This window comes from Roseburia amylophila (assembly GCF_025567465.1).
Taxonomy (GTDB): domain Bacteria; phylum Bacillota; class Clostridia; order Lachnospirales; family Lachnospiraceae; genus Roseburia_C; species Roseburia_C amylophila.
Map to the genome: position 1 here is coordinate 43910 of NZ_JAOQKI010000003.1, position 26516 is coordinate 70425.

General features: G+C 40.8%; 22 protein-coding genes. 17 read left to right on the forward strand and 5 right to left on the reverse strand.

Annotation, left to right across the window (positions count from 1 at the left end):
* The 5 genes from OCV43_RS02625 (at position 1) to OCV43_RS02645 (ending at position 5208) form a co-directional block, all read left to right on the forward strand.
* Positions 1-963, forward strand: a complete 963-nt coding sequence (locus OCV43_RS02625; RefSeq protein WP_262623350.1) for a beta-ketoacyl-ACP synthase III — start codon at positions 1-3, stop codon at positions 961-963.
* A 12-nt stretch (positions 964-975) separates the two neighbouring features.
* Positions 976-1437 carry a MarR family winged helix-turn-helix transcriptional regulator gene (locus tag OCV43_RS02630; protein ID WP_022243644.1) on the forward strand — a complete coding sequence of 154 codons (462 nt, stop codon included), beginning with the start codon at positions 976-978 and terminating at the stop codon, positions 1435-1437.
* 238 nt (positions 1438-1675) lie between these two features.
* A complete protein-coding gene (gene gdhA / locus OCV43_RS02635; protein ID WP_022243643.1) occupies positions 1676-3010 on the forward strand; it encodes an NADP-specific glutamate dehydrogenase in 1335 nt (444 codons plus the stop codon).
* 300 nt (positions 3011-3310) lie between these two features.
* Positions 3311-4006, forward strand: a complete 696-nt coding sequence (lepB, locus tag OCV43_RS02640) for a signal peptidase I (protein ID WP_022243642.1) — start codon at positions 3311-3313, stop codon at positions 4004-4006.
* 35 nt (positions 4007-4041) lie between these two features.
* Positions 4042-5208 (forward strand): cation diffusion facilitator family transporter, encoded by a 1167-nt coding sequence (locus tag OCV43_RS02645; RefSeq protein WP_022243641.1) that lies wholly within the window; start codon positions 4042-4044, stop codon positions 5206-5208.
* A 107-nt stretch (positions 5209-5315) separates the two neighbouring features.
* Here the strand turns inward: OCV43_RS02645 and OCV43_RS02650 are convergent, their stop codons facing one another.
* On the reverse strand, positions 5316-7580 hold the full coding sequence (locus OCV43_RS02650) for an LTA synthase family protein (protein WP_262623351.1): 2265 nt from the start codon (positions 7578-7580) through the stop codon (positions 5316-5318).
* Between the two features lie 262 nt (positions 7581-7842).
* Between OCV43_RS02650 and OCV43_RS02655 the strand changes: the two genes are divergently transcribed.
* The 9 genes from OCV43_RS02655 (at position 7843) to OCV43_RS02695 (ending at position 18390) form a co-directional block, all read left to right on the forward strand.
* Positions 7843-8568 (forward strand): ABC transporter ATP-binding protein, encoded by a 726-nt coding sequence (locus OCV43_RS02655; protein ID WP_227710795.1) that lies wholly within the window; start codon positions 7843-7845, stop codon positions 8566-8568.
* Between the two features lie 14 nt (positions 8569-8582).
* Entirely contained in the window at positions 8583-9500 is a 918-nt protein-coding gene (locus OCV43_RS02660; protein ID WP_117698645.1) for a SufB/SufD family protein, read from the forward strand.
* Between the two features lie 229 nt (positions 9501-9729).
* Entirely contained in the window at positions 9730-10581 is an 852-nt protein-coding gene (locus tag OCV43_RS02665; RefSeq protein ID WP_022243637.1) for an EamA family transporter, read from the forward strand.
* A gap of 20 nt (positions 10582-10601) precedes the next feature.
* A complete protein-coding gene (locus OCV43_RS02670; protein WP_262623352.1) occupies positions 10602-12905 on the forward strand; it encodes a glycoside hydrolase family 31 protein in 2304 nt (767 codons plus the stop codon).
* Between the two features lie 41 nt (positions 12906-12946).
* The gene (locus tag OCV43_RS02675; RefSeq protein ID WP_262623353.1) at positions 12947-14254 is read left to right on the forward strand and encodes a patatin-like phospholipase family protein; all 1308 of its coding nucleotides are present in this window, start codon (positions 12947-12949) and stop codon (positions 14252-14254) included.
* Positions 14255-14327: 73 nt separating this feature from the next.
* On the forward strand, positions 14328-14717 hold the full coding sequence (locus OCV43_RS02680; protein WP_227701618.1) for a hypothetical protein: 390 nt from the start codon (positions 14328-14330) through the stop codon (positions 14715-14717).
* A 195-nt stretch (positions 14718-14912) separates the two neighbouring features.
* Entirely contained in the window at positions 14913-17447 is a 2535-nt protein-coding gene (locus OCV43_RS02685; RefSeq protein WP_262623354.1) for a hypothetical protein, read from the forward strand.
* Between the two features lie 185 nt (positions 17448-17632).
* Entirely contained in the window at positions 17633-17887 is a 255-nt protein-coding gene (locus tag OCV43_RS02690; RefSeq protein ID WP_022243632.1) for an HPr family phosphocarrier protein, read from the forward strand.
* Positions 17888-17907: 20 nt separating this feature from the next.
* Entirely contained in the window at positions 17908-18390 is a 483-nt protein-coding gene (locus tag OCV43_RS02695) for a DUF6465 family protein (protein WP_022243631.1), read from the forward strand.
* Between the two features lie 63 nt (positions 18391-18453).
* On the opposite strand, the gene OCV43_RS02700 is transcribed toward OCV43_RS02695, so the two are convergent.
* The 4 genes from OCV43_RS02700 to murC all read right to left on the reverse strand — a co-directional run bounded on the left by OCV43_RS02700 (position 18454) and on the right by murC (position 23430).
* A complete protein-coding gene (locus OCV43_RS02700) occupies positions 18454-19641 on the reverse strand; it encodes a ribose-phosphate pyrophosphokinase (protein ID WP_022243630.1) in 1188 nt (395 codons plus the stop codon).
* 71 nt (positions 19642-19712) lie between these two features.
* Positions 19713-20705 (reverse strand): ATP-binding protein, encoded by a 993-nt coding sequence (locus OCV43_RS02705; RefSeq protein WP_262623355.1) that lies wholly within the window; start codon positions 20703-20705, stop codon positions 19713-19715.
* Between the two features lie 33 nt (positions 20706-20738).
* On the reverse strand, positions 20739-21767 hold the full coding sequence (locus OCV43_RS02710; RefSeq protein WP_022243628.1) for a DnaD domain protein: 1029 nt from the start codon (positions 21765-21767) through the stop codon (positions 20739-20741).
* A gap of 283 nt (positions 21768-22050) precedes the next feature.
* Positions 22051-23430, reverse strand: coding sequence for a UDP-N-acetylmuramate--L-alanine ligase (murC, locus tag OCV43_RS02715; RefSeq protein WP_262623356.1), 1380 nt, complete (start codon positions 23428-23430; stop codon positions 22051-22053).
* Between the two features lie 292 nt (positions 23431-23722).
* Here murC and OCV43_RS02720 point away from each other — a divergent pair, with 292 nt between their 5' ends.
* The 3 genes from OCV43_RS02720 to spoVG are packed head-to-tail and all read left to right on the forward strand — an operon-like array spanning position 23723 to position 26421.
* Complete coding sequence (locus OCV43_RS02720) at positions 23723-24997, forward strand: glucose-1-phosphate adenylyltransferase (RefSeq protein ID WP_022243626.1); 1275 nt, start codon at positions 23723-23725, stop codon at positions 24995-24997.
* Complete coding sequence (glgD, locus tag OCV43_RS02725) at positions 24994-26112, forward strand: glucose-1-phosphate adenylyltransferase subunit GlgD (RefSeq protein ID WP_262623357.1); 1119 nt, start codon at positions 24994-24996, stop codon at positions 26110-26112. Before OCV43_RS02720 ends, glgD begins: the two co-directional genes overlap by 4 nt.
* 39 nt (positions 26113-26151) lie before the next feature.
* On the forward strand, positions 26152-26421 hold the full coding sequence (gene spoVG / locus OCV43_RS02730; protein WP_262623358.1) for a septation regulator SpoVG: 270 nt from the start codon (positions 26152-26154) through the stop codon (positions 26419-26421).
* The last annotated feature ends 95 nt before the right edge of the window (positions 26422-26516 follow it).

Here is a 26516-nt window from a genome sequence, read left to right on the forward strand (position 1 = left end):
ATGAACATTCGAATATGTGGAACTGGAAGTGCGTTACCGGAAAGAAAAATTACCAATGACGATTTAAGTCAGATTATGGATACTTCCGATGAATGGATTTCCAGCAGAACAGGAATAAAAACAAGACACCTTGCAACGGAAGAGACAACAACATCACTTGCCACAGAAGCTGCAAAAAAAGCACTTGCAGATGCAGACATGAAGCCGGAAGAAGTGGAACTTATCATTGCAGCGACGGTAACACCGGATCATCTTGTGCCGACACTTTCCTGTGAAGTGCAGCGGGAAATCGGAGCAGTGAATGCCGTAGCCTTTGACCTTGGTGCAGCATGTTCCGGATTCTTATTTGCATTGAGTACAGCACAGGCATATATTGCCAGTGGCAGATTTAAAAATGCACTCTTAATCGGAGCAGAAGTACTTTCTAAAATTATGGACTGGAATGACCGCAGTACCTGTGTTCTTTTTGGAGATGGCGCAGGAGCAGCGGTAGTCCGGGCAGACGAAGAAAATATCTGTCATGTGGTGCAGGGCTCAGACGGTGCGAAGGGACTGGTACTGGCATGTGAGAACCGTCCGGTCAATAATCCATATCATAAGATGGAAAGTCCGCTGGGTTATGTAAGCATGAATGGACAGGAGGTTTATAAATTTGCTGTCCGCACAGTTCCGGCAACCATTACAAAGGTGCTGGAAGAGGCGGATTTAGAGACAGAGGAAATTTCACTTTTCGTATTACATCAGGCAAACTTAAGAATTATTGAAGCGGTAGCAAAACGATTGAAACAGCCGATGGAGAAATTCCCGGTAAATTTGACGGAATGTGGCAATATTTCGGCAGCAAGTGTGCCGATTTTACTTGATAATATCAACCGGCATGGTATGATACATAGAGGAGATAAAGTTGTACTGGCTGGTTTCGGCGGCGGACTCACATGGGGCGCAGCGGTACTGGTCTGGTAAAAGGAGATAAGAATGAATGCGGATAAAACCTTAAATGACATTCTGGTAAAGCTGTTTAATGATTTGATGGAAATTGAGGAAAAATGCTTAATCTCCGGAGAATTCATGAACATTTCCGGAAATGATATGCATATTATTGAAGCAATTGGTCTGGATGAACCAAAGCGGATGTCGGAAGTGGCGGCGAAGATGAATGTTACAACAGGAACCCTGACAAAAGCAATTGAAGCACTGGAACAGAAAGGTTATGTAAATCGTTGCAGAAATGACAGGGATAAAAGGGTGGTCCGTGTATCACTCACCGATTCCGGAGTCCGGGCATATGAGCATCATGCACGTTTTCACAGCAATATGATACATGATATCAAGGAAAGCCTGACTGACCAGGAGAGTGAGATTCTGATTGGAACACTGGGAAAACTGGTGAAGTTCTTCCAGAAGAAATATGAATCATATCTGAAAAATAAAAAATAGTATATTTATACAAAAAAAGAAGTGGAGAAGGGAAATAAAAAACTGTTTTCTACTTCTTTTTAATTATAAAAATGAATTTTACTGGTACAAAACTTGCAAAAAAGAAGAAAAAGTACACAAAAGTATAAAGTTTTTGACACAAATATGAAAAAAACGTTGCGAAAAAATTCATTTCATACTAAAATAGTAGTGTTGATGTATATATAATACTCAAATTAATATGTAAAGGAGATATAATATGAGCTACGTTGATGAAGTATTAGAAAGAGTAAAAGCAAAAAACGCTTCTGAGCCAGAATTCCTTCAGGCAGTAGAAGAAGTACTGGAGTCTTTAAGACCGGTAATCGAAGCAAATGAGGAGAAATATCGTAAAGAAGCATTACTTGAGAGAATAACCGAGCCGGATAGACAGCTTAAATTCCGTGTACCTTGGGTAGATGACAAGGGACAGGTTCAGGTTAATACAGGATACAGAGTACAGTTCAACAATTCTATTGGACCGTACAAGGGAGGTCTTCGTCTCCATCCTTCCGTAAATATCGGAATCATCAAATTCTTAGGATTTGAGCAGGTATTTAAAAACTCTTTAACAGGACTTCCAATCGGCGGTGGTAAAGGTGGTTCTGACTTTGATCCTAAGGGAAAATCAGACCGTGAAGTAATGGCATTCTGCCAGAGCTTTATGACCGAGCTTTGCAAATATATTGGTGCTGACGTTGACGTTCCGGCAGGAGATATCGGAACAGGCGCAAGAGAAATCGGATACATGTTTGGACAGTATAAGAGAATCCGTGGAATGTACGAAGGTGTTCTGACAGGTAAGGGACTTACCTATGGTGGATCTTTAGCTCGTACAGAAGCTACCGGATATGGTCTTTTATACATTACAGAAGAATTAATGAAATGCCATGGTGAATCTATGGAAGGTAAGACAGTTGTTGTATCTGGTGCTGGTAACGTTGCAATCTACGCTATCCAGAAAGCACAGCAGATGGGTGCAAAAGTTGTTACCTGTTCTGATTCTACCGGATGGATTTATGATCCGGAAGGAATCGATGTTGCATTATTAAAAGAAGTAAAAGAAGTAAAACGTGCTCGTCTTACCGAGTATGCTGCTGCAAGAAAGAGCGCAGAATATCATGAAGGCCGTGGCGTATGGCAGATTAAATGTGATATCGCTCTTCCATGTGCTACACAGAACGAGCTTCTTATCGATGATGCAAAACAGTTAGTAGCAAATGGATGTAAAGCAGTTTGTGAAGGTGCTAACATGCCTACAACCTTAGATGCAACCAAATACTTACAGGATAACGGAGTATGGTTCATCTGTGGTAAAGCTTCTAACGCAGGTGGAGTTGCAACTTCTGCATTAGAGATGAGCCAGAACTCAGAGCGTTTAAGCTGGACATTCGAAGAAGTAGATGCTAAGTTAAAACAGATTATGGTAAATATCTATCATAACATTGATGATGCTGCAAAACGTTACAACATGGAAGGTAACTATGTGGCAGGAGCTAACATCGCAGGCTTCGAAAAAGTAGCTGAGGCTATGCTTGCTCAGGGCGTTTGCTAGGCATTGAACACTTAGAGAACGCGAGCCATAGGCGAAGCGTGAACTTAGTGTGAAAGCCCATCCCGAGACTTGATGAAAACGAGTCGCAGACGAAGTTTGAATCCTAGCCGAGTGGATGTCATTGAATACTTAGATAACGCAGATGTCATTGAACACATAGAAAACATCCCCGAAACGTTATGTTTCGGGGACTTTTTAATTTACACGAGAAACTCACAAAGCATTTCCGGTGGAATTTCTTTCCTGTTTGGAGTATAATAGAACGAACAACGGGAAGGAAAGAGACCGGAGGCAATTTAGATGCAGAAAAAAGAAAGAAATGAAGAATTAGAATATATAGATGACTTTGAGAATATCGAAGAACCGGAAGAGTCAGAGGACAACCGGGAAGAATTAGAAGAACCAGAAGAGGAATATTCAGAAGGCGGCAGACGCAGGAAGAAAGGAAGAAAATCCGATACAAAGAATGCAGCTTCTGTGGCAGGGGAATTTCTAAGCTGGGTAATTACGATTGTAGCAGCGGTGCTGATTGCTATGTTTTTAAATCGTTTTGTGTTAATTAATGCAGAGATTCCATCCGGTTCCATGGAAAATACAATCATGACCGGAGATAAGCTGATTGGATTCCGATGGTCATATCTGTTTTCCGGACCGGAGCGGGGAGACATCATTATCTTTAAGTTTCCGGATGATGAGAGCCAGAACTATGTAAAACGTGTCATTGGCTGTCCGGGTGATACGGTAAAGATAGAAGATGGCAAAGTATATGTCAACGGAGAACTCTTAGAGGAGGATTATCTCAAAGAGACATGGACGGTAGCTACAGGACCGTATACCTTTGAAGTGCCGGAGGACAGCTATTTTGTAATGGGAGATAACCGGAATAACTCCTATGATGGAAGATACTGGACCAATACCTATGTGAAGAAAGGTAAAATACTTGGAAAAGCGATTTTCCGGTATTGGCCACTGAAGAATTTTAAAATATTGAATTAGTGCGGAACGAATAAGGGAACAAAAGGAGAAGATTTATGATAACATTATTAGCCCGGATATTTATCCGGGAAGATGACAAGCCGGAGAAGGTACGGCTTGCCTACGGTATTTTATGTGGTATTGTAGGTATTTTGCTAAATGTATTATTATTTACAGGAAAATTTATTGCGGGAACCATCAGTAAATCCATTGCAATTACAGCGGACGCATTTAATAACCTGTCGGATGCCGGCTCATCCATTGTAACATTGCTGGGCTTTAAACTGGGAGCAGCAAAGCCGGATCCGGAGCATCCATTTGGACATGGAAGAATGGAATACGTTTCCGGGCTTGTGGTTGCTGCAGTTATTTTAATTATGGCAGTGGAACTGATACAGGATTCCATCAGAAAGATTCTTCATCCGGAAGCAACGGAATGCTCTGCATTAATTATCGTGATTCTGCTGATATCGATTGCTGTAAAGCTGTATATGACCTTCTACAACAGGAGAGTCGCAAAGAAGATTAATTCAGCGGCTATGCGGGCAACGGCCATGGACAGCTTAAGCGACAGCATTACCACATCTGTGGTTTTAATCACCACATTGATTGCAGAATTTACGTCAGTCAATATTGACGGCTACTGTGGTGTGGCGGTAGGACTGTTTATCTTATATGGTGGAATTAATGCAGCGAAGGAGACTTTAAATCCACTGCTGGGACAGCCGCCGGAGGAAGAATTCGTAAAAGAGATAGAACATCTGGTGCTGGAAGAAAAAATGATTATCGGTATTCATGATTTAGTCGTACATGATTATGGACCGGGACGTCTGATGGTATCACTACATGCGGAAGTGCCGGCAGAAATGAATATCCTTGTAATACATGATATGATAGACAATGTAGAAATGAAATTGAAAAGGGAACTGAATTGTGAGGCTGTCATACATATGGATCCGGTGATTACCGGAAGCAAGGAACTGACCGAGATAAAAGAAACGGTTACAGGTATTTTGAAGGATATTGATGAGGTCATTACCATGCATGATTTCCGTATGGTTCAGGGACCGACCCATACCAATCTTATCTTTGATGTAGTGATTCCATTTGGCTACCGTTCCAGTGATGAAGCAGTGTTAAAAGAACTGGAGCATCAGGTAAAGGAAAAGCTGGGCGAACAGTATCATATCGTGGTCAACGTAGACAAAAATTATGTGAAATAAAAGAAATAACAAAGCCCCGATGGGAGAAATCTGATAGAAGAATTCATCCCATCGGGGCGTTCTGTTTATGCGGGAAACTCGCAAAGCGTGTTTCTCATAGTTTACTTTTAATTCTGTTTCAGTGGAGTATTGACTGTATGCTCTACAGACTGGTCAGTTGCTGTACCGGCACCACTTAAAGACTTTTCAGAGGACTGCTCAGTGGATTTCTCAGTGGTCTGGGTAGAACCTTCTGTATCAGTAGAAGGCTGCTCCGTTTCGGTTGTCGGTTCTTCGGTATCTTCTATATCCGGATCCTCATAGAGGAATTCGTTGGAACTTCGGAAGATGGTACTGCTGGAACCTACAATGTTAGCAACAATCGTATCGCCGTCTTCAATGTCATCCAGATTAATCTTTAACATGGTGCTTCCTAAGAAGGAAGTGGATACCTTCTCTCCATTGACATAAATTTTCGTCCAAGGAGTAAATCCGGAACCGTAAATACATAACTTATTGTCATCGGATTTCCATACACTGTTAATCGTAACATCATCAATACCCATAACCAGATCACTTGCAGGATATTTATCTGTTCCTTTGTAAGCATAACGTTTTCCGTAAAGAAGGTCATACTGTAAATTCTCTAAGTTCTCGTCGTAAGAAGCAGAACCCTTCTGGCTCTGGATGTAAGAGAACATGGTTCCTTTGTGGATGTCAAGCTGGTTGGTGATGTTTGCCAATAATTCATAAGCAGCACAGTCAGCATCCTGTTTTGGTAAATTAAAGTTGTTCCAGGTAACATATTTGGTTTTGAAAATGTCACCGGATACCATATCATCATCGGTCAGTCCCATGGTAGGAAGGTGGTCGCCGAAGAATACCACGATGGTCTTTTCATCCCGTTTGGAAAGCTCTTCGGTTAAGTTGCCGATGAATTTATCTACTTCGTGAATCATGTTAATGTAATATTCCCACCGATTGTTAGAAGCCTCATCTGCAGCACCGCTTACTGCAATTTCCGGATTTTCAAGAATCTTTTCAGTAGGATAATCACCATGTCCCTGTACGGTAATGGTATATACCAGATCTGACTGGTCAGGGGTAGAATCCATAGCCTTTAAGGTTTCACTGATTAAGATGTTATCGGTTGGCCAGGAACCAAGTGGTGTGTACTCCTGAATGTTCATACACTCTTTACTGGTGAAGCTGTCAAATCCCATCAGGGAGAAGGCATTGGCACGGCTGTAGAAGTTACCACCGTTGTTATGTACAACATGTGTACCATAGCCGAGACTTCCAAGGTCGGAAGCAATACTTTCGCAACTGTCGATTTCTTTTAAAGTAGTCTTATATGGGTATTCGCCGGTACCAAAATACTGCATGCTCATACCGGTTAATACTTCAAATTCAGTATTGGCTGTTCCGGCACCTACAACAGGAACTTTTAAGTAACCGGAAGAATAGTTGTTTAATAAGTTATGAAAATTTGGAACCGGATCTTCTGAAGTCTGTAAGAACTTAACATCAGAGGGATCTACAAAGGATTCCAGTAAAACAACAATAATATTTGGCGCATCTTCGGCATCTTCGGTAGTTTCTTCCGGAACGGAAGCCCCTATTTTGGCAATACGCTCTTCGGAATAACTGTCCGGTTTACTCATACCACGGTCAACAACGCTGGATGAGAAGCCGTAGACAAAACCATAATTTTCATAGCCCTGTGCAATATTGGCAAAATAGGAAGCAACAATATTATTGGACTGGGCTGCCTTGGTAGTTACCGGTAACATCAGGAAGATAACAGCAACCATAAGCGGACTTACAATCCAGTTGATTTTGCCCTGATATTTTGGCCCTTTGATAAAAAGCCAGATACAGAAAAGCAGGAAAAGACCGACTACGATAATAACGGCGAGTGCTTCACCAAAGGTAAAGTATTTGGTGTTCTGCATGGCAAATAAGTCAGACAGACATTTCAAATCTGTAAAACCAAATGGAGTTACACGTTTGGAAAGAATAACACCATTGATGGTTCCAAGGAAAAGCCAGAAGCCGCTGATTAAGAGACGGGCAAGTGTTCTTCTTCGAATCAGATAGACCAGGGATAAACTTGCAAAAATAATAAATGAGTTATAAAGGTAAGCAATGGTGTGTCCTGCAATAAAGGAAAATGCAGAAAGCACATTTCGTCTGGAAATACATTCAATCACCAGAACGAGGAAACAGGACAGTAACAGATGGAATACCAAAGAGTATTTGTTCATAATCACAACTGCACGGTCAAGGTGTGGATGTGGTTTCTTCTCCCGGTTCTTAAAAGTATTTATTTTGTTTTTTAGTTTAAAAAATAAATTCTTACACTTACTTGAAAAAGAATGTTTTTCTCTCATAATAATGGTTCTCCTCCCAGTAGATTACACACTTTTTACATATAATTTACTTTTGACTGAATAAGGATATATCTATTTAAGAAAAAAAACAACGGTAAATCTCGATAAAAATTTATTAATATTTCATTAAAAAGAATCCAAAATGTATAATAGAAGGGAAAGAAGTTGGCAAATAAGCCATTTTGTGCTATCCTTTTTTTATAAAAACCAGGTTCGCAGAGAGGCAGATAGGTGAATCTGACAGTAAGGTGAGGAAAGAGAAATGCTGGAATTAAAAGACATTAGTTTTCAGGTAAATGATGAAACAGCAGACAAGGAAATATTAAAAAATATCAATCTGAAGATAGAAGACCGGTTTGTGGCAATTACCGGACCAAACGGTGGAGGTAAATCCACGCTGGCGAAGCTGATTGCCGGAATAGTAACACCAACTTCCGGACAGATTTTATTGGATGGAGAGGATATTACAGGATTATCCATTACCGAACGGGCAAGAAAGGGAATCAGCTTTGCGTTTCAGCAGCCGGTAAGATTTAAGGGATTGACCGTAAAGGATTTGATTACACTGGCATCGGGAAAAGATATTTCCATCAGCCAGGCATGTTCCTATCTTTCAGAAGTAGGACTTTGCGCAAAGGATTATATTGGCAGGGAGGTAAATGACAGCCTTTCCGGTGGGGAGCTAAAGCGTATTGAGATTGCAATGATAATTGCAAGAGGAACCAAATTATCCATATTTGATGAGCCGGAGGCAGGAATTGACCTTTGGAGTTTTAACAATCTGATTCAGGTATTTGAGAATATGTATCAGAAAATCAATGGCTCGATTCTGATTATTTCACATCAGGAGAGAATCTTAAACATTGCAGACCGGATTATTGTAATTGCAGATGGAGAAGTAAGCGCAGCCGGAAGCCGGGAAGAAGTGCTTCCAAAGCTGTTAGGCAGCAGTGAAGCCTGCTCTACTTTGATGGAAAAATTAGTCTAGGAAAAGGTGAGAAAATGGACAGTATAGAAAAGAATCTTTTAGCAGAGATATCAGATTTGCACAGCGTGCCGGAAGGCGCATATAACATCCGCAACAACGGAAAACTGGAGGCAAGAAATACAACTGCAAATATTGATATTGTAACTAAGAAGGACAAGCCGGGAATTGATATCTATGTAAAACCGGGAACAAAGAATGAGAGTATGCATATTCCGGTTATCTTAAGTGAAAGCGGCTTAAAGGACCTGGTGTATAATGATTTTTATATCGGGGAAGGTGCAGATGTGACAATCATTGCGGGATGCGGTATCCACAACTGCGGAGACCAGACATCACAGCATGATGGAATACACACCTTTTATATAGGAAAGAATGCAAAAGTAAAATATGTAGAAAAGCATTATGGTGAAGGGGATGGAAATGGAGCCAGAGTCTTAAATCCAACTACCGTGATCCACATGGAAGAAGGCGGATTCATGGATATGGACAGTGTTCAGATTAAAGGAGTAGACTCCACAATCCGTACAACCGAAGCAGACCTTAAAGAAGATGCGTCCCTTGTGATTCATGAACGTATTATGACTCATGGACAGCAGAAGGCAGAGACAGATTTTACGGTAGATTTAAATGGAGCACATTCCAGTGCAAATGTGGTATCTCGTTCGGTAGCAAAGGGAGATTCCCACCAGAAGTTTGTTTCTTATATTCGTGGTAATAATGCATGCAGCGGACATACAGAATGTGATGCCATCATCATGGACAATGGAAAGGTGGAGGCAATTCCGTCTCTTGCAGCAAATGATATCGATGCAGCATTGATTCATGAGGCAGCAATTGGAAAAATAGCAGGAGAACAGCTGATTAAGCTGATGACACTGGGACTGTCTGAAAAAGAGGCAGAGGAGCAGATTGTAAATGGATTTCTGAAATAGGATATGTATGGGGAATGAAGGGTGCAGGAAAGAACAAACAAGAGAAGAGAAATACCGAAAGAGGCGGAAGAATGGAATAAGATAATATTTGAAACATTATGACGGGTATGGATATTAAGTGAAGTGGCATCTGTATTTGAACGATGCAAAAGTGGGTGGTAAAAATAAAGTCTGTTGCAGTGCAGATTAAGACAGAATTTTCCCGGGATAATAGAAAAGAGGAATAAATATGTGGCTTGCATATGCATGTGGCTCTGCTTTTTTTGCAGGTATTACGGCAATATTGGCAAAAGTTGGAATTAAGAAAATAGACTCGAATCTTGCAACAGCAATCCGGACGATTGTAGTATTGATTTTTGCATGGATTATGGTACGGCTTACCGGATCTTATACTCCAATCGGAAGTATAGGAACGCGGACGTTAATTTATCTTACATTATCCGGAATAGCAACCGGGGCATCCTGGCTTTGCTATTTTCGGGCATTGCAGCTAGGAGATGTAAATAAAGTAACACCGATTGATAAATCCAGTACAATCCTGACGATGATTCTGGCAGTCATTTTCTTAAATGAAGGACTGAACGAGAAGAAAATCATTGCCATGGTATTGATTGGCGTTGGAACGATGCTTATGATTACCAGAAAGAAAAGCAGTGGCACAAAGAGCCGGGCGTGGCTTATCTATGCACTGCTGTCGGCAGTATTTGCCAGTCTGACGTCCATCCTTGCCAAGGTGGGAATAGATGGTGTGAATTCCAATCTTGGAACGGCATATCGTACTGGAGTGGTACTTGTTATGGCATGGGTGGTAGTATTTGTAACAAAGAAACAGAAACAGGTCCGGAGTATGACCTTCCGGGATGGAATGTTTCTGATTTTATCCGGAATAGCAACCGGAGCATCATGGCTTTGTTATTACCGGGCGCTGCAGCTGGGCGAAGCCAGCGTAGTGGTGCCGATTGATAAACTAAGCATTGTAGTTACAATTGTATTTTCATCTGTGTTTTTAAATGAAAGACTACAGCCAAAGGCATTCTTTGGATTACTTATGATAGTGGGAGGTACATTACTGCTAATATAAGCAAAAACGGAGGAAAAAGTATGCTGGGAAAAAGAAAATCTTATTATGTGGAGAATGGAATCATTCATTTTGCATTTGAATATGGCAAGGGAAGTTTAGAGGTTCTGACAGATAACATTGTAAATGTGTTTGTTCCGTTCGAATGTGAGGAACATCGTTCAAAAGCCATCGAGGGAGAAAAGTCAAAGCATATACATTTTGATGTACAGGAAGGAATTGACTATCTTGAGGTTCGGACTGCAAAATTAATTATACGCATATATGATAATTTTATGGTGGACTTTTATGATACAAGAGGGCAACTTCTCTGTGCGGACTATCGTGGTGGAAGGGAATTTGTAACACAGATTAGTGAGAAATTTATCGAATTCTTAAAAGCAGAGGGACATGAGGTGCCGCAGGCAACAGATAAGAATTACCATGTACAGGCGGTGAAACGCATGGAAGGAGACGAAGCCTTCTATGGCTTTGGTGATAAAGCAGGTGTATTAAATAAGAAGAATTATGATTATGAGATGTGGAATACGGATAATCCGGCGGCGCATACGGAAGCCTTTAAAGCATTGTATAAATCCATTCCATTTTTTATAACATTGCGTGAAAGCTGCGTATACGGACTCTTTTTTGATAATACCTGTAAGACTTATTTTGATCTGGCAAAAGAAAATAAGGAATACTATTTCTTTGGCTCAGACCGTGGCAATCTGGATTACTATTTTATTGCCGGGGATAATATGCCGGAGGTTGTAGCTGATTATACTTATCTGACCGGAAGAACACCGCTTCCGCAGCTTTATACATTAGGCTATCATCAGTCGCACTGGGGATATGAGACTTCCGCAGAGATCCGCGCAATTGCGGATAAATACCGTGCATTAAAGATTCCGATTGATACGATTCATCTGGATATTGACTATATGGATGGCTACCGGGTCTTTACCTGGAATGAAAAGGACTTTGGCAGGCCTGGTGAAGTGATTGCAGATTTAAAGAAAAAAGGATTTAAAATTGTTACTATCATTGACCCGGGTGTCAAATTAGACCCAGGTTATGATATGTATGATGAAGGCATGGAGCAGGGATATTTTGCCAAGACACCGGAAGGGGATACCTATGTAAATGCAGTATGGCCTGGAGATGCGGTATACCCTGACTTTGGAAATCCGAAGGTAAGACAGTGGTGGGGCGAGAAACAGAAATATCTTGTGGACTTAGGAGTCCGCGGTGTATGGAATGATATGAATGAGCCGGCAAGCTTTCGTGGAGAACTGCCGGAAGATGTCGTATTTACAGACGAAGACAGACCATGTGACCATGGCCAGATGCACAATGTCTATGGACATCTGATGGCAAAGGCTACCTATGAAGGCTTGAAGAAGCAGGACGGCAGAAGACCATTTGTAATCACCCGTGCCTGTTACAGTGGTTCCCAAAAGTATACCACAGCATGGACAGGAGATAATCAGAGCCTGTGGGAGCACCTGCGGATGGCAATTCCACAGATGTGCAATCTGGGATTATCCGGTATGGTATTTATCGGAACAGATGTAGGTGGATTCGGTGCAGATGTGACGCCGGAGCTGTTGTCAAGATGGGTACAGGTTGGCTGTTTTTCACCGTTGTTCCGGAATCATTCTTCCAAGGGTTCTACCAGACAGGAGCCGTGGCTTTTCGGAGAAGAGACATTAAATATTAACCGGAAATATATTGAACTTCGTTATAAATTACTGCCATACCTTTATGATTTATTCCATGAGACGGAGCAGAATGGTATGCCGGTAATCCGTCCACTGGTATTGCATTATGAGAAAGATAAAGAAACCTGGAATCTCAATGGAGAATTCCTGTTTGGAGAGCATATGCTGGTAGCTCCTGTAGTAGAGCAGGGAATGACGAAGAAGCTTTTGTATCTGCCGGAGGGAACCTGGTATGACTATGATACAAGGGAAAAATATACCGGAAAGCAGTATATTGTAAAAGACGCACCTCTTGATGTATGCCCGGTTTTTGTAAAAGCAGGAAGCATTATCCCATGTTTTGAACCGATGCAGTATGTGGGAGAGATTGAACTGGATACCCTGATTCTTGATGTATATCCGGGAGAAGACCGTTATGTGCATTATCAGGATAACGGAGAAGATTTTACATATCAGGATGGTGTATATAATGAATATGAGATGACCATCACAAAGGATGAGACATTAACGGTCCGGATGCTGCATAAAGGTTATGAAAAAGTATATAAGAAATTTGTGATATGTTACAAAGGACGTAAAAATGAGTTCGCATTCAATGGAGAGAAACTGACAGTCTGGCTTTCTTAAAAGAAGGGCAGAAGCCGGGAGATAACCGGAGGAGGACTTATATGAAACGTGGAATTGCATTAAGTGGAGGCGGTACGAAAGGCTCTTATGAACTGGGAGTCTGGAAAGCATTAAATGAACTTGGCATCGATTATCAGATTGTAACCGGAACATCCATAGGTTCCATTAACGGAGCCTTAATGGCAACGGGAGATTATGACAGGGCTTATGAACTATGGAGCACCATAACCATGGAAGATATGATGGAGGATGGAATCAATCTGACGGATACCATAGAGGGCATGTATGACCAGAGAGAGGCAATTGGTCCATTCCTGAAAAAATATGTAAAGAATAAAGGTGCAGATATTTCACCTTTTACTGCTTTTATTGAAACACTGATAGAAGAGGATAAGATTCGGAAATCAAAGACAGATTTTGGATTGGTTACGGTGGAATTTCCGTCTTTAAAACCCTGCGAACTGACAAAGCGTGACATTCCGGAAGGACTTATGAAAGATTATATTCTGGCATCTTCTGCAATTTTTCCATTATTCCCGATGCATAAAATCGGAGAGACAACGTATCTGGATGGATGCTATTATGATGATCTTCCAATTGACCTTGCCATCCGAATGGGAGCACAGCAGATTATTGCTGTTGATTTACATACATCACCGGCACACGATGCCTATGCCAAGCGGCCGTATGTAACTTATATCAAGCCAAGCCGCTCCCTTGGAACCATGATGAATTTTGACCATGCTCTTTTAATGGCAAATGCCAGAATGGGATACCAGGATACCATGAAGGTTTATGGAAAATATTATGGCTATGTATATACCTTTGAAAAGGAATCCATGGAGAAATACCGCAGGGCAATGGATCACTTTTTGTATCGGATGACAGAACTGGATTTACTGGTCAGGGATGAAATGCCGGTAAAACGTTTTGCTAAGAAAAGCGAATTTAATAAAGTACATACACTTCTGGCAGAACGAAGTGAAAAGGAGAAAATGTCACCGAGGGAATATTTCCTTGCAGCGGCAGAAATCTGTGGAGAGGTATTTGATGTAGATGCAGCAATTGAATATTCCATGGAACATTTTGTGGAAACACTTCATAAGAAGTTGGCAGATGCAGAGCTGAGACAGGTGACAGAATGTATCATTGCACATAAATTAAGGGAGCCGGCAGGACTGATTGCAGAAGTTAAAAACTTTGGAAAAGAAATGCTGGTGGCTGCGGCTGCATATTATGCGGTACAACAGGACACACTGACGTCAAAAGAAATTCTGAAACTGCATGCCATGTTCCCAAAGGAACTGACAGCGGTATTATTTCTGATGTCGTTGGAAACAAACAGATAACAGCATTTTTGCCGTCAACAAACAGTCTCTCCTGCATATATTATACTGATGAGAATCAGGAGAGAAGGAAACATTGGATTATAATCAGGATATTTTCTTTAAGATGCAACAGCAGCAGATGCCGGGCAAACAGCCCTTTTATATGACAAACCCAATCCAGAATCTTTACATGACGGAGCTAGAATATCAGAGGGATTTAGACCGCATGAAAGAGATGTATCCGATGGAGATAAGAAAAGTACAGGAACTGGTGGAAGAAGAATGCGATAAGATGGAATATGAGGGAAGTCTCATGTTTGACGAGTATCCGGATCGGCTGATGCTGCGGCAGATTTGTAAGAGAATCCGTGATAAGGCGGGACTTGGGGAAAACCGGGAAGACATGGATGCTCCGGAAATTCTTCTGTTTCATGAGATGTTTTACCGCAGATGCCGTTACAGACGCTGCCGCAGATGCTGGTAGCAGGTAATAAAATAGAGGTTGAGCTTTTGCAAAAAAGGAATTACAATATAGCTGTCGTTTTTTGATGGCTATATTGTTTGCTTACGTGAGTAGCGAGAAAAATCGCATGCCTGCATGCAGATTTGACGGGCACCGCGATAACTCGAGAAACTCGCAAAGCGTGTTTTTCGTAGTTTAGGAAGATGAGGAATACAGATGAATAAAGGAATGATTCGGGCACTGGTGTTAGCAGGTGTGTTTCTGGTATCAACCGTAGTGTTTAGTTTTTTGACAAATAAAACAAATCCTGATATGACAACAGAACTGGAGGAGGCAACGCTGCCGACTGTCCAGCTTTATTATAAAGAGCAGAAAATCAATGAACTCTACGGGTATGTAGATGAAATGAATGCAGTTTACATGAGGGACAGCATTACACCGATTGATACGGACAGGCTGCTTCCAATCCGCGTTCAGAATGGAAGCTACGCAGTGGATGAACTTTCCTATGAAATTCGGAGTATGGATACCAAGCGGCTTATTGCAGATGCGAAGGTAGATAGTTATTCCCAGAAGAATGGAGTGATTACAGCAGACCTTCCGATTCAGAATCTTCTGGATTCCAATGCAGAATATCTGTTGATTATACATTTACTGCATGGGGATGATACCTTAAATTATTATACAAGGATTATTGAACCGCAGGATTGTTATGTGAAGGAAAGCATTGATTTTGCAAAAGATTTCCATGAAAAAACATTTCAAAAGGATGGAAGCGGTTCTCTGGCAACTTATATGGAACCGGATTCTTCTGCGGATAATACCACACTTGCCAATGTCAGTATTCATTCCACACTGCGACAGGTAACATGGGATAAATTCAATGGGACCGTTCTGACGGACCCATCGGTAAGCATCAAAGAAATCAACAATTCCTATAATGTAATTCTATTGGATTATGTAGTGACGGCAACCGGAGATAATGGGGAACTGGAATATTATAATGTAGAAGAATATTACCGTGTCCGTTATACCAATGACCGGATGTATCTATTGAATTTTGAGAGAACCATGGATGAAATTTTCCGGGCAGAGAATGATGATTTTTATGAGAATTATTTACAGCTTGGAATATGTTCGTCCGATGTGGAATATAAGAGTAATGAGACCGGAAGTATTCTCTGTTTTGTAAAAGAAGGAGAACTCTGGTGTTACAATGCGACAGAAAAAAAGCTTTCCCAGGTGTTCAGCTTCCGTGGTTATGAGGGGATTGATTCCAGGGAAAATCATAAGGAACATGATATCCGGATTATTAAGGTGGATGAAACAGGAAGTGCTGATTTTGTTGTATATGGTTATATGAACAGGGGAAACCACGAAGGTCAGGTGGGCGTAGGTGTTTATCATTATGACAGCGTGGCAAATACAGTAGAAGAGGAACTGTTTATACCATCCACCCACTCTTACGAAGTGCTGAAATCAGAACTGGGACAGCTGATGTATGAAAATGAAAGTGGAATGTTCTACATTATGATGGGTGGGACACTGTATGAGATTAATCTTGCTACTACCAAAGAAAAGGAAGTAGTCAGCGGATTTGAAACAGGAAATTATGCGGTATCAGAGAATAATCAGTTTGTTGCTTATATTGCAGATGGCAACAGTGACAGCGGTTCGAAAATTACTGTTCTGAATCTGGAGAATTCGAAAAGCTTTGAAGTGGCAGCGGCAGCAGGAACGTATATCCGGCCACTGGCATTTATGGAAGATGATTTTATCTATGGCGAGGCGGATGACAGTGATGTGTATACAGATTCTGCCGGAAATGTACAGTTCCCGATGAATCATATTTATATTGTAGATACGGATGATGAAGAACACGGAGTGTTAAAAGATTACCATAAGGATGGATATTATGTGGCATCTGTAGAAGTTGTGGATTATACTATTTATCTGAACCGGGAACAGTATAACGGTATGGCTTATGTCCCGGCGGAACAGGATACAATTATGAATCGTGAGGGAGATTCTGCAGAAGTAGTCAGCATTCACAGTACGGTAACGGAACGAAAACAGACGCAGCTGCAGCTGCAATTATTACAGGAAGAAGAGATAAGCTCGGATCGTCTGCTGACTCCGAAGCGGATTGTATTGGAGTCGCCGAGAAATGTGAATCTGAAAGAACCGGAAGAGACAGATTATTATTATGCTTATTCTGCCGGAAGAGTAGTGCTGGCAACGGATAATGCGGCAAAAGCCATTGCAGTGGCAAATGATAATGTGGGCGTTGTGGTAGGAAGCAGACAGCAGTATATCTGGAAGAGGGCAAGAAAATCTTCCCAGCTACCACTGACGATTACAATAGGTGATGCAGACGCATCCGGAACAACGATAGCAAAAGCAATCAATGGTATGCTTTCGATGCAGGGATTAAATGTTGGTGTAGGAGAATTGATGACATCCGGAAATACACCAAAACAAATTTTAAAGGATACCCTGCAGGACTCTGTAGTCATTGATTTGACTGGAAGTGATCTGGATGCAGTGTTATATTATGTCAATCTGGGAACACCGGTATTTGCCATGAGTAGTGGAAGTGAAGCTGTATTAATTACAGGCTATGATAATGCAGGAGTCTATGTTTATAATCCGGCAACCGGTGCAACAGAGAAGATGTCAATGACGGATGCACAGAATGTATTTGATGCAGCAGGTAATGTATATTTTGCTTATATGAAAATGGCAGAATAGGGATACGGGCAGAGACAGGCGTGAATAAGGCGTAAAAAACATATAAAATTGCCTAAAAAAAGCCGAAGTTTCTTGGCAGTTTCGGTATTAGTGCTGTATTTTCACAAAGTCTATTGCAAAATCTGTTCGTGTAGGATATATTAATTTTTGTACGAATTGTACTACTTAGAAGCGAGGAAGATAACATGAGTAGAAAAGAAGTTACAGTTTCAAACGTTTCAAAAAAACATGATAATCCAATTGCAGAGTTGGTTCAGGTTGCCTGCCGGTTTGACAGCAATATTACTCTGGAAAGTGATAACCGTAAAATTAATGCCAAGAGCATCATGGGAATTATGGCATTTAATCCGTCCAAAGGAATGACGGTTAACATTGTTGCAGAGGGGAATGATGAAGAAGAAGCTCTTTTAGCAATGGAGAAGTTTTTAGTGTGTGATTAATTTTCAGGGAGGGAATTATAATGCAGAAGAGACCAGTTGAGAAAGCAGCCGAAGTAAAGGCAGCAGTAAAAGCTACAGAGACAAAGGCAGTAGTTAAGGCAGAAGAGGTTAAGGCAGAAGCAAAAGAAGTTGTAGCGAAAAAAGCAGAAACCGTAGTAAAGAAAGCAGAAGAGACAGTTAAGAAGGCAGAAGAGACAGCAAAGAAAGCAGAGACAACTGTAAAAGCAGCAGCAAAGACTACCGCAAAGAAAGCAACCAAGAAAGCAGCGGCTAAGAAAACTGCCAAGGCAGAGAAGAAAGAACTTGTACCGGAAGTATTTGTTCAGTTTGATGGTAATGAAGATGTTGTTGCAAACGTGATTGAGAGAGCAAAAGAAGCTTTCACAGCAGACGGACACAGGGCATCCAGCATCAAGTCTTTAAAGGTTTATTTAAAACCGGAAGAATATGCAGCATACTATGTTATAAACGATACATATGCAGGCAAGGTTAACTTATTCTAGTTTTATTTTGCTCATGATATTAAAATGGCTTCGGAATTCCGAAGCCATTTTTGCTGCCGTTATTTATTTCTTTTTCTGATTAGCTTTATATTTCTTTATAAGCTTCTGGATACGCTCGTTTGGATCTAAGAGCTCACTGATAGAAGCATCATGATTCAATGTATCGATAATATAAGCAATATATTTGCTCATGTCACAGTTGATATAATATGGACGGCTTAAAAGCTCCGGAGTCTGATAAGTCAGGTTGGTGGTAACTACACGGTAGATAGTTCCATCTTCTACAGCTTTATCGAATTTTTCCAGACCATTGGTGAAAAGTCCGAAGGTTGCAACAACAAAGATTCTGTTTGCTTTTCTCTTTTTTAATTCGGTTGCAACGTCAATCATGCTTTCTCCGGAAGAAATCATATCATCGATAATCAGAACATCTTTTCCTTCTACGGAAGAACCTAAAAATTCATGTGCGACAATAGGGTTACGTCCGTCAACAATTCTGCTGTAATCACGGCGTTTGTAGAACATACCCATATCCAGACCAAGTACACTGGAAAGATAAATTGCACGTCCGGTACCACCCTCATCCGGGCTGATAATCATCATGTGGTCAGAATCAATCTGTAAGTCAGGAACGTTCTTGCAGATACCTTTGATAAACTGGTATGCAGGCTGAACAGTTTCAAAACCACCCTTTAAAGGAATTGCATTCTGGACACGAGGATCATGTGCATCAAATGTAATAATGTTGTCAACGCCCATGGCAACCAGTTCCTGTAAAGCCAGTGCACAGTCCAAAGATTCCCTGGTGCTTCTTCTATGCTGGCGGCTTTCATAAAGGAATGGGATGATAACAGTAATTCTTCTTGCCTTGCCGCCAATTGCAGCAATAATTCTCTTTAAATCCTGGTAATGATCATCTGGGGACATATGGTTTGTCTGACCACACAGAGAATAAGTAAGGCTGTAGTTAGTAACATCAACCATAAGATAAAGGTCATAACCACGAACAGTTTCTTTGATCATTCCCTTTGCCTCGCCTGAACCAAAACGAGGGGTAACAGCTTCGATGATATAAGAATCACGTTTGTAGCCCATAAAAGCTGCATCATTCTGGTGCTGATGCTGTCTTTCGTCTCTCCATTTGACAAGGTATTTGTCAACTTTTTCTCCTAATTCCTGGCAGCTCTGTAATGGAATAATTCCAAGAGAACCAGTAGGAAGGGTTTCTAAGTTTCTTTCACTGTTTGACATGAATAGGTTCCTCCATAGAAATAATTTATCTTATATAGTTCAATAGATATAGCATCTAATTGAATGCGTAATTAATGCAGCTTTTTCTTAAGACGGATATCGTCTCCAAAAAGCTTAATCATCGTATAGCTGCTGAAGATGCGGGAGCAGATACGCTCGGAATATACATCAGCAAGCTGGTCGATACTTAAATTCGTAGAAATCAATGTTGATTTCTGACGCAGCATACGTTCGTTCAGACACAGGAAAAGCCGGGATGCCGTAAAGGAGTTAGCAAGTTCGGTTCCAAGGTCATCAATGATTAAAAGATCACAGTCGAAGATATTCTGTCCGGCAGCAGAAGCTGCAGCGTCCTTCTGGAAAGTGTCCTTTTCAAATATATCAAATAATTGGAAGGCTGTAAAATAAATAACGGAATGTCCTTTATCTAAAAGCTCTTTGGCAACGCAGTTTGAAAGAAAAGTCTTACCGACACCGGTTGCTCCATAGAAAAAGAGATTTTCAAAAGAGGTATCAAAATGCTCGATAAAGGACTTACAGTCTGCAACAGCTTTTTTTACAGTATCATAAGCAGATAATCCGGTTGTGGGATTTATCTGCTCTTTGGAATAGTATGCATAAGAGAAATTCGAAAAATTCTCTTTGGCTAAAATATCTTTTACATTAGACTGCGTATAGACTAAATCAATGGCAGCCTGTACAAAACAATGACAGCGTTCATTCCCAATATAACCGGTATCCTTACAGTCCTTACAGGTGTAAACCGGTTCCAGATAATCAGCCGGATAACCCAGAGAAACAATCAGATTCTGTTTCTCCAAGCGAAGAGCAGCAAGCTGCTCTTTTAATGAAGAGAGAACAGAGGAATCTTCTGCTCCATCATCAGATAAAAGCTGTTTTGCACTTGCTACTGAGATGGAAGAAATTTCGTTGTCTATTTCTGTAAGGCGCGGACATTTTCCGTAGACTTCCTGAATGCGTTCATCCAGAAGATGCTGATTGTGAAACTGTCTGGCATTATATTGCCGGATTAAAGTATCGTATTGTGAATTATTAAGAGACATGAAATGCTCCTTTAGTATTCCTGAAAAAGTGTCTTAATTATTTAAGAGCTGTTTTTCAAGCTGTTCAAAATTATAGGTACGCTGTGAAAAATTGTTAAACCGGTTGGCGGCAGTCTTGTTTACGGTGACATTGCGGGAAGAAGATGCCTTGCTTTTTTTATAAGCAGTGTCTAATATAGCAATATCCTCTAAATGGTGGATATTGCATTTATGCCAGTTCTCTAAGATGGTATCGGCATACTGGAAGCTTGGCTGATTTGTCGCCTGCAGTGTCCGTTTGCATGCCTCGGAAATAATATCCAGTGTAAATCCAAACTGGCTGGTCCATTTATCTACCAGTTCAAGTTCGTATTCGGCCAGCTTTCTGCCGCTGATTCCAAATGCCTTCATGACACCATAATGTGTCTGCTTATAGGCGCTGGAAGAACGTCTGGCATCTTCCGCGGTACGGATAGAAGAAGCAGACCAGGAAAGGGCAATCTTGTCCATATAGCGGATGCTCTTATGACCGTTGTCCACACAGGATTCTACCAGATATTCAATCAGGTCTGTGGAGAATTTCAATTCATCTGACCAGTAAAGAATGGTTTCATAATCCTTGATGGACAAAGGATGTCCGATATAGCGTTCAATAATGAATAATAAATCGCTGGAAGCTTCATCATTCTGGAAAGACAGAATCTGGTCTTTGGTATAGGATGGACGGATATCTACAGAAGATGCTTCCGTAGGCTTTTCTGCATGTTCAGAATCCTGCGTAACCGCAGAAACAGGCTCGCACAGGCAGATACCGGTAAGCTGTTCGCCGGAATTATATTCTAACTGGAGTAAGTGTTTTTTCTCCCAGTATTTTAAGGCACGTTTAATATCCTTTTCTGTATGGTCGAATTTATCAGCCATCTTAGAAATGGAAAAATTCTCAGCTGCGTTGATGCAGCGGAGTAAATATAAATAAATTTTTACAAATTCTCCATTGGCATCTGCCATATACTCATCAATAAAGGTATTGGATACGCAGGTAACCGTGGATTTGCTTTTCGTATGTAATGTTATGTCTGTCATAAGAACTCCCTCTTTCACCGACCACATTATAGCATATGAATCTAAAATTGAGAAGTCTTATTTTAACCAAAAATCCAGTAAAATCAAGGGTTTCCACATTTGCACAGAATTGTGAATAATGTGGATAACTTTCTTTTGAAAGTGCATTATGGTAACTGAAATGGGAGCAGTTTGGCGGTTAATACAGATAGAATGGCGATTTTCAAAAATACATTATGTAAACAAAAAAATCCACATCCATAATTCGCAAAAATGTGAATTACGATGTGGATAATGTGGATAACTACTGTTGGAGAAGGTGTTCGCCTATAAGATACACGTCTCCGGCTCCCATAGTTATCAACAAATCATTGTTTATGCATTTTTCTGATAAAAATTTTTCAATCTCATCAAAAGACGGGAAATAATAACTTTCCTGACCGTTTTTCTGAAGCTCTGCCAAAAGGTCTTTGGAAGAAATCCCAATCGTATTTTTCTCTCTGGCGGCATAGATGTCTGCAAGGACTACAATATCTGCCATGGAAAGCACCCGGGCAAAATCACTTAAGAATGCCTTGGTTCTGGAATAGGTGTGTGGCTGGAAAACGCAGATAATCCGTCCGTGTGGATAATTCCGGGCTGCGGTTAATGTAGCAGCCACTTCGGTCGGATGATGTGCATAATCATCGATAACGGTGATACCGTTCTTTGTTCCTTTGTATTCAAAACGACGTTTGGTGCCGCCAAACTGAAGCAGTCCCTTTTTGATAACATCCAAAGGAAGACCGAGATTTAAGCAAAGTGCAATGGCAGCCAGTGAATTGGAGACATTATGCCTGCCTGGAACGCTTAAGGAAACGGTTCCTAAGTCTTCGGTTTTGTGCATCAGAGTATATGTGCCGCAGGCATGGTCATTATAAGTAATATTTTTGGCATAAAAGTCATCGTTTTCGCATAAACCATAAGTAGTGACGCTACAGGACAAATTGTTGGTAATCTGATCTAAAGCTGCAATCTGGCCGTTGATGATTAATACACCATCAGGTGCAGTATTTCCGGCAAATTCATGGAAAGAACGGCGGATATCATCGATATCTTTGAAGAAGTCGAGATGCTCAGCTTCCACACTGGTGATGATACTGTATTTCGGATGAAAATGCAGGAAACTGTTGGTATATTCGCAGGCCTCGGTAATGAATACTTCTGAACCACCTACGCGGATATTTCCACCGATTGCTTCTAAGATACCACCAACACTGATTGTAGGGTCAGCCTTTGCAACAAGAAGAATCTGTGAAATCATGGATGTGGTAGTGGTTTTTCCATGGGTACCGGCAACTGCAATGGATTTCTCATAGTTATCCATAATCTGTCCAAGCAGTTCTGCACGGGAAAGCATTGGAATACCGGCATCTACGGCTGCTTTAAATTCCTCATTGTCCTCGCGGATGGCAGCAGTATAGACAACCAGTGCAGGACGGATGGATAAGTTAGATGCTTTCTGACCAATGTAAATGGTTGCGCCTTTTTGGGCAAGGCTGTCGGTAAGTGCAGACTGCTTTGCATCAGAACCGGAAATGGTAAAACCTTCTTCCAGCAAGATTTCTGCAAGACCACTCATACTGATACCGCCAATACCGATAAAATGTACATGAATAGGTTCTTCAAAATTTAATGAATACATAATTCTTTACCTGCCTGACTTATAATTTCGTTTCTTGAGAAAAGATTTCTTCCTAATATTATAACCATATGCAGGGAATTTGCAAATCTATTTTGTCTGTCAGGAAAAAAGAATGCAAAATAATGGAGGTGATTTTGTAAAAATGACAAGAAATGTTCAAAAATTGTCTAAAATGACTAAAATATGCGAAAAAAGATAAAATAATTATACAGAATGCTGTACAACATATGGGCAGTGTGTTATACTTTTGTTATACCAAAATGACCTGATTTTATGACGAGAGGTGAATGACGTGATTAAGAAAGAAATGATAGCCATGCTTTTGGCGGGCGGACAAGGAAGCCGTCTTGGAGTATTAACTTCCGGTGTAGCAAAGCCTGCAGTCGCATTTGGAGGAAAGTATCGTATTATCGACTTTCCATTGAGCAACTGCATCAACTCAGGTATTGATACCGTCGGAGTGCTGACACAGTATCAGCCATTGAGATTAAACAGACATATTGGAATTGGAATTCCGTGGGACTTAGACCGTAATAACGGAGGAGTAACGGTTCTTCCTCCATATGAGAGAAGTGATAACAGTGAATGGTATACTGGTACAGCAAATGCGATTTACCAGAACCTGAAATATATGGAGACTTATAATCCGGATTATGTGCTGATTTTATCGGGCGACCATATTTATAAGATGGATTATGAAGTAATGCTTGATTTCCATAAGGAAAATAATGCAGACGTAACAATTGCAGCAATGCCTGTTCCAATAGAAGAAGCAAGCCGTTTTGGTGTGGTTATAACAGACGAAAATAAAAAAATTAAAGAGTTCGAGGAAAAACCGGAACATCCGAGAAGCAACCTCGCATCCATGGGAATATACATATTCAACTGGAAAGTATTGCGTGACAGCTTAATTGCTATGAAGGATCAGAGTAATTGTGACTTCGGAAAGCATATTATTCCGTACTGCCATGAGAATGGAAAGCGTTTATTTGCTTATGAATTCAATGGTTACTGGAAGGATGTTGGAACACTTTCCTCCTATTGGGAAGCAAATATGGAATTGATTGATCTGATTCCGGAATTTAACCTTTATGAAGAATACTGGAAGATTTATACCAAGAGCGATAATGTAGCTCCGCAGTATCTTGCGGCAGAGTCCAAGGTTGATACCAGCATTATCGGAGAAGGTGCTGAAATTTATGGGGAAGTGCAGAATTCTGTAATTGGTGCAGGAGTCCGGATTGAAAAGGGTGCGGTGGTACACAATTCCATTATCATGAAAGAATGTGTGATTGGAGAGAATACTGTGGTGGAGAAATCCATTATTGCAGATAAGACCATTGTTGGAGCAAACTGCCACTTAGGCGTAGGCGAGTATGCACCAAGCACATTGAATGAAAAAGTATATGCATCTGATCTGGTTACTATCGGAGAAGATTCTGTAATACCAGACGGAGTTTCAATTGGAAAAAATACAGCGATTTCCGGAGTGACGGAACCGTCAGATTATCCAGATGGAATGTTAGCAGGCGGTGGAGCTATTATTAAGGAAGGTGACAGAATATGAAGGCATTAGGATTAATTTTAGCAGGTGGAAACAATCATCGTATGCAGGAACTTTCCAGCAAGCGTGCAATTGCAGCAATGCCAATCGGCGGAAGCTACCGATGCATTGATTTTGCATTGAGTAATATGAGCAACTCACATATTCAGACCGTTGCAGTGCTGACTCAGTATAATGCACGTTCTTTAAATGAACATTTAAGTTCATCCAAATGGTGGGATTTTGGAAGAAAACAGGGAGGTCTTTATACCTTCACTCCTACCGTAACCGCTGACAACAGCTGGTGGTACAGAGGAACTGCAGATGCAATGTACCAGAACATTGATTTCTTGAAAAAACGTCATGAGCCATATGTAATTATTACAGGTGGTGATTGTGTATACAAGCTGGATTACAATAAGGTATTGGATTACCATATTGAGAAGAAAGCTGATATAACTGTTGTGTGCAAGGATATGCCGGAAGGCGCAGATATCAGCCGCTTTGGTGTAATCCGCATGAATGAAGAATCCAGAATCACAGAGTTTGAAGAGAAACCTATGGTATCCAGCTCTAATACAATTTCTACCGGTATTTATATCATCCGCAGAAGACAGCTGATTGAAATGTTAGAGCGGAGCGGTCAGGAAGACAGATGGGATTTCGTTACAGATATTCTGATTCGTTATAAGAATATGAAACGAATTTATGGATATAAAATGGAAGATTACTGGAGCAATATTGCAACAGTGGATTCATATTACAATACCAATATGGATTTCCTGAAACCGGAAGTGAGAGATTACTTCTTCCGTGAGACACCGCATATCTATTCGAAAGTAGATGATTATCCACCAGCAAAATACAATGCAGGTTCTGATGTGAAGAACAGCCTGATTTCCAGTGGATGTATCATCAACAGTAAAATAGAAAATTCTGTATTGTTTAAAAATGTGTTTGTAGGAAAGAATTGTGTAATCAAGAATTCCATTATTCTCAATGACGTATATATTGGAGATAATACGCATATTGAAAACTGTATCGTGGAAAGCCGTGGAACGCTGAAAGCCAACACGTATTATTGCGGTGACGACGGAGTAAAGGTTGTACTTGAACGCAATGACAGATATTCACTGTAGGCAGAAGACTTAAGAGAAAGGCGTGAAGGGGGTAACATAATGCAGATTACAGATGTAAGAATACGTAAAGTTGAAAAAGAAGGTAAAATGAAAGCTGTGGTATCCATTACCATAGATGAGGAATTTGTTGTACATGATATCAAGGTGATTGACGGAGAGAAGGGACTCTTCATTGCAATGCCAAGCCGCAAGGCTGCTGATGGGGAATACAGAGACATTGCACATCCAATTAACTCAGATACCAGAAATAAGATACAGCAGATTATCTTAGAAAAGTACGAAAGCGAAGTCGCAACGGAAGAAGTGTAGCTCGTACATAGAATAAAGAAAGAATTTGCAGGCTGTCACAGAAATGTGGCAGCCTGTTTTTCACACTTCTTTTTTTGAACAATTGATAGAATGAA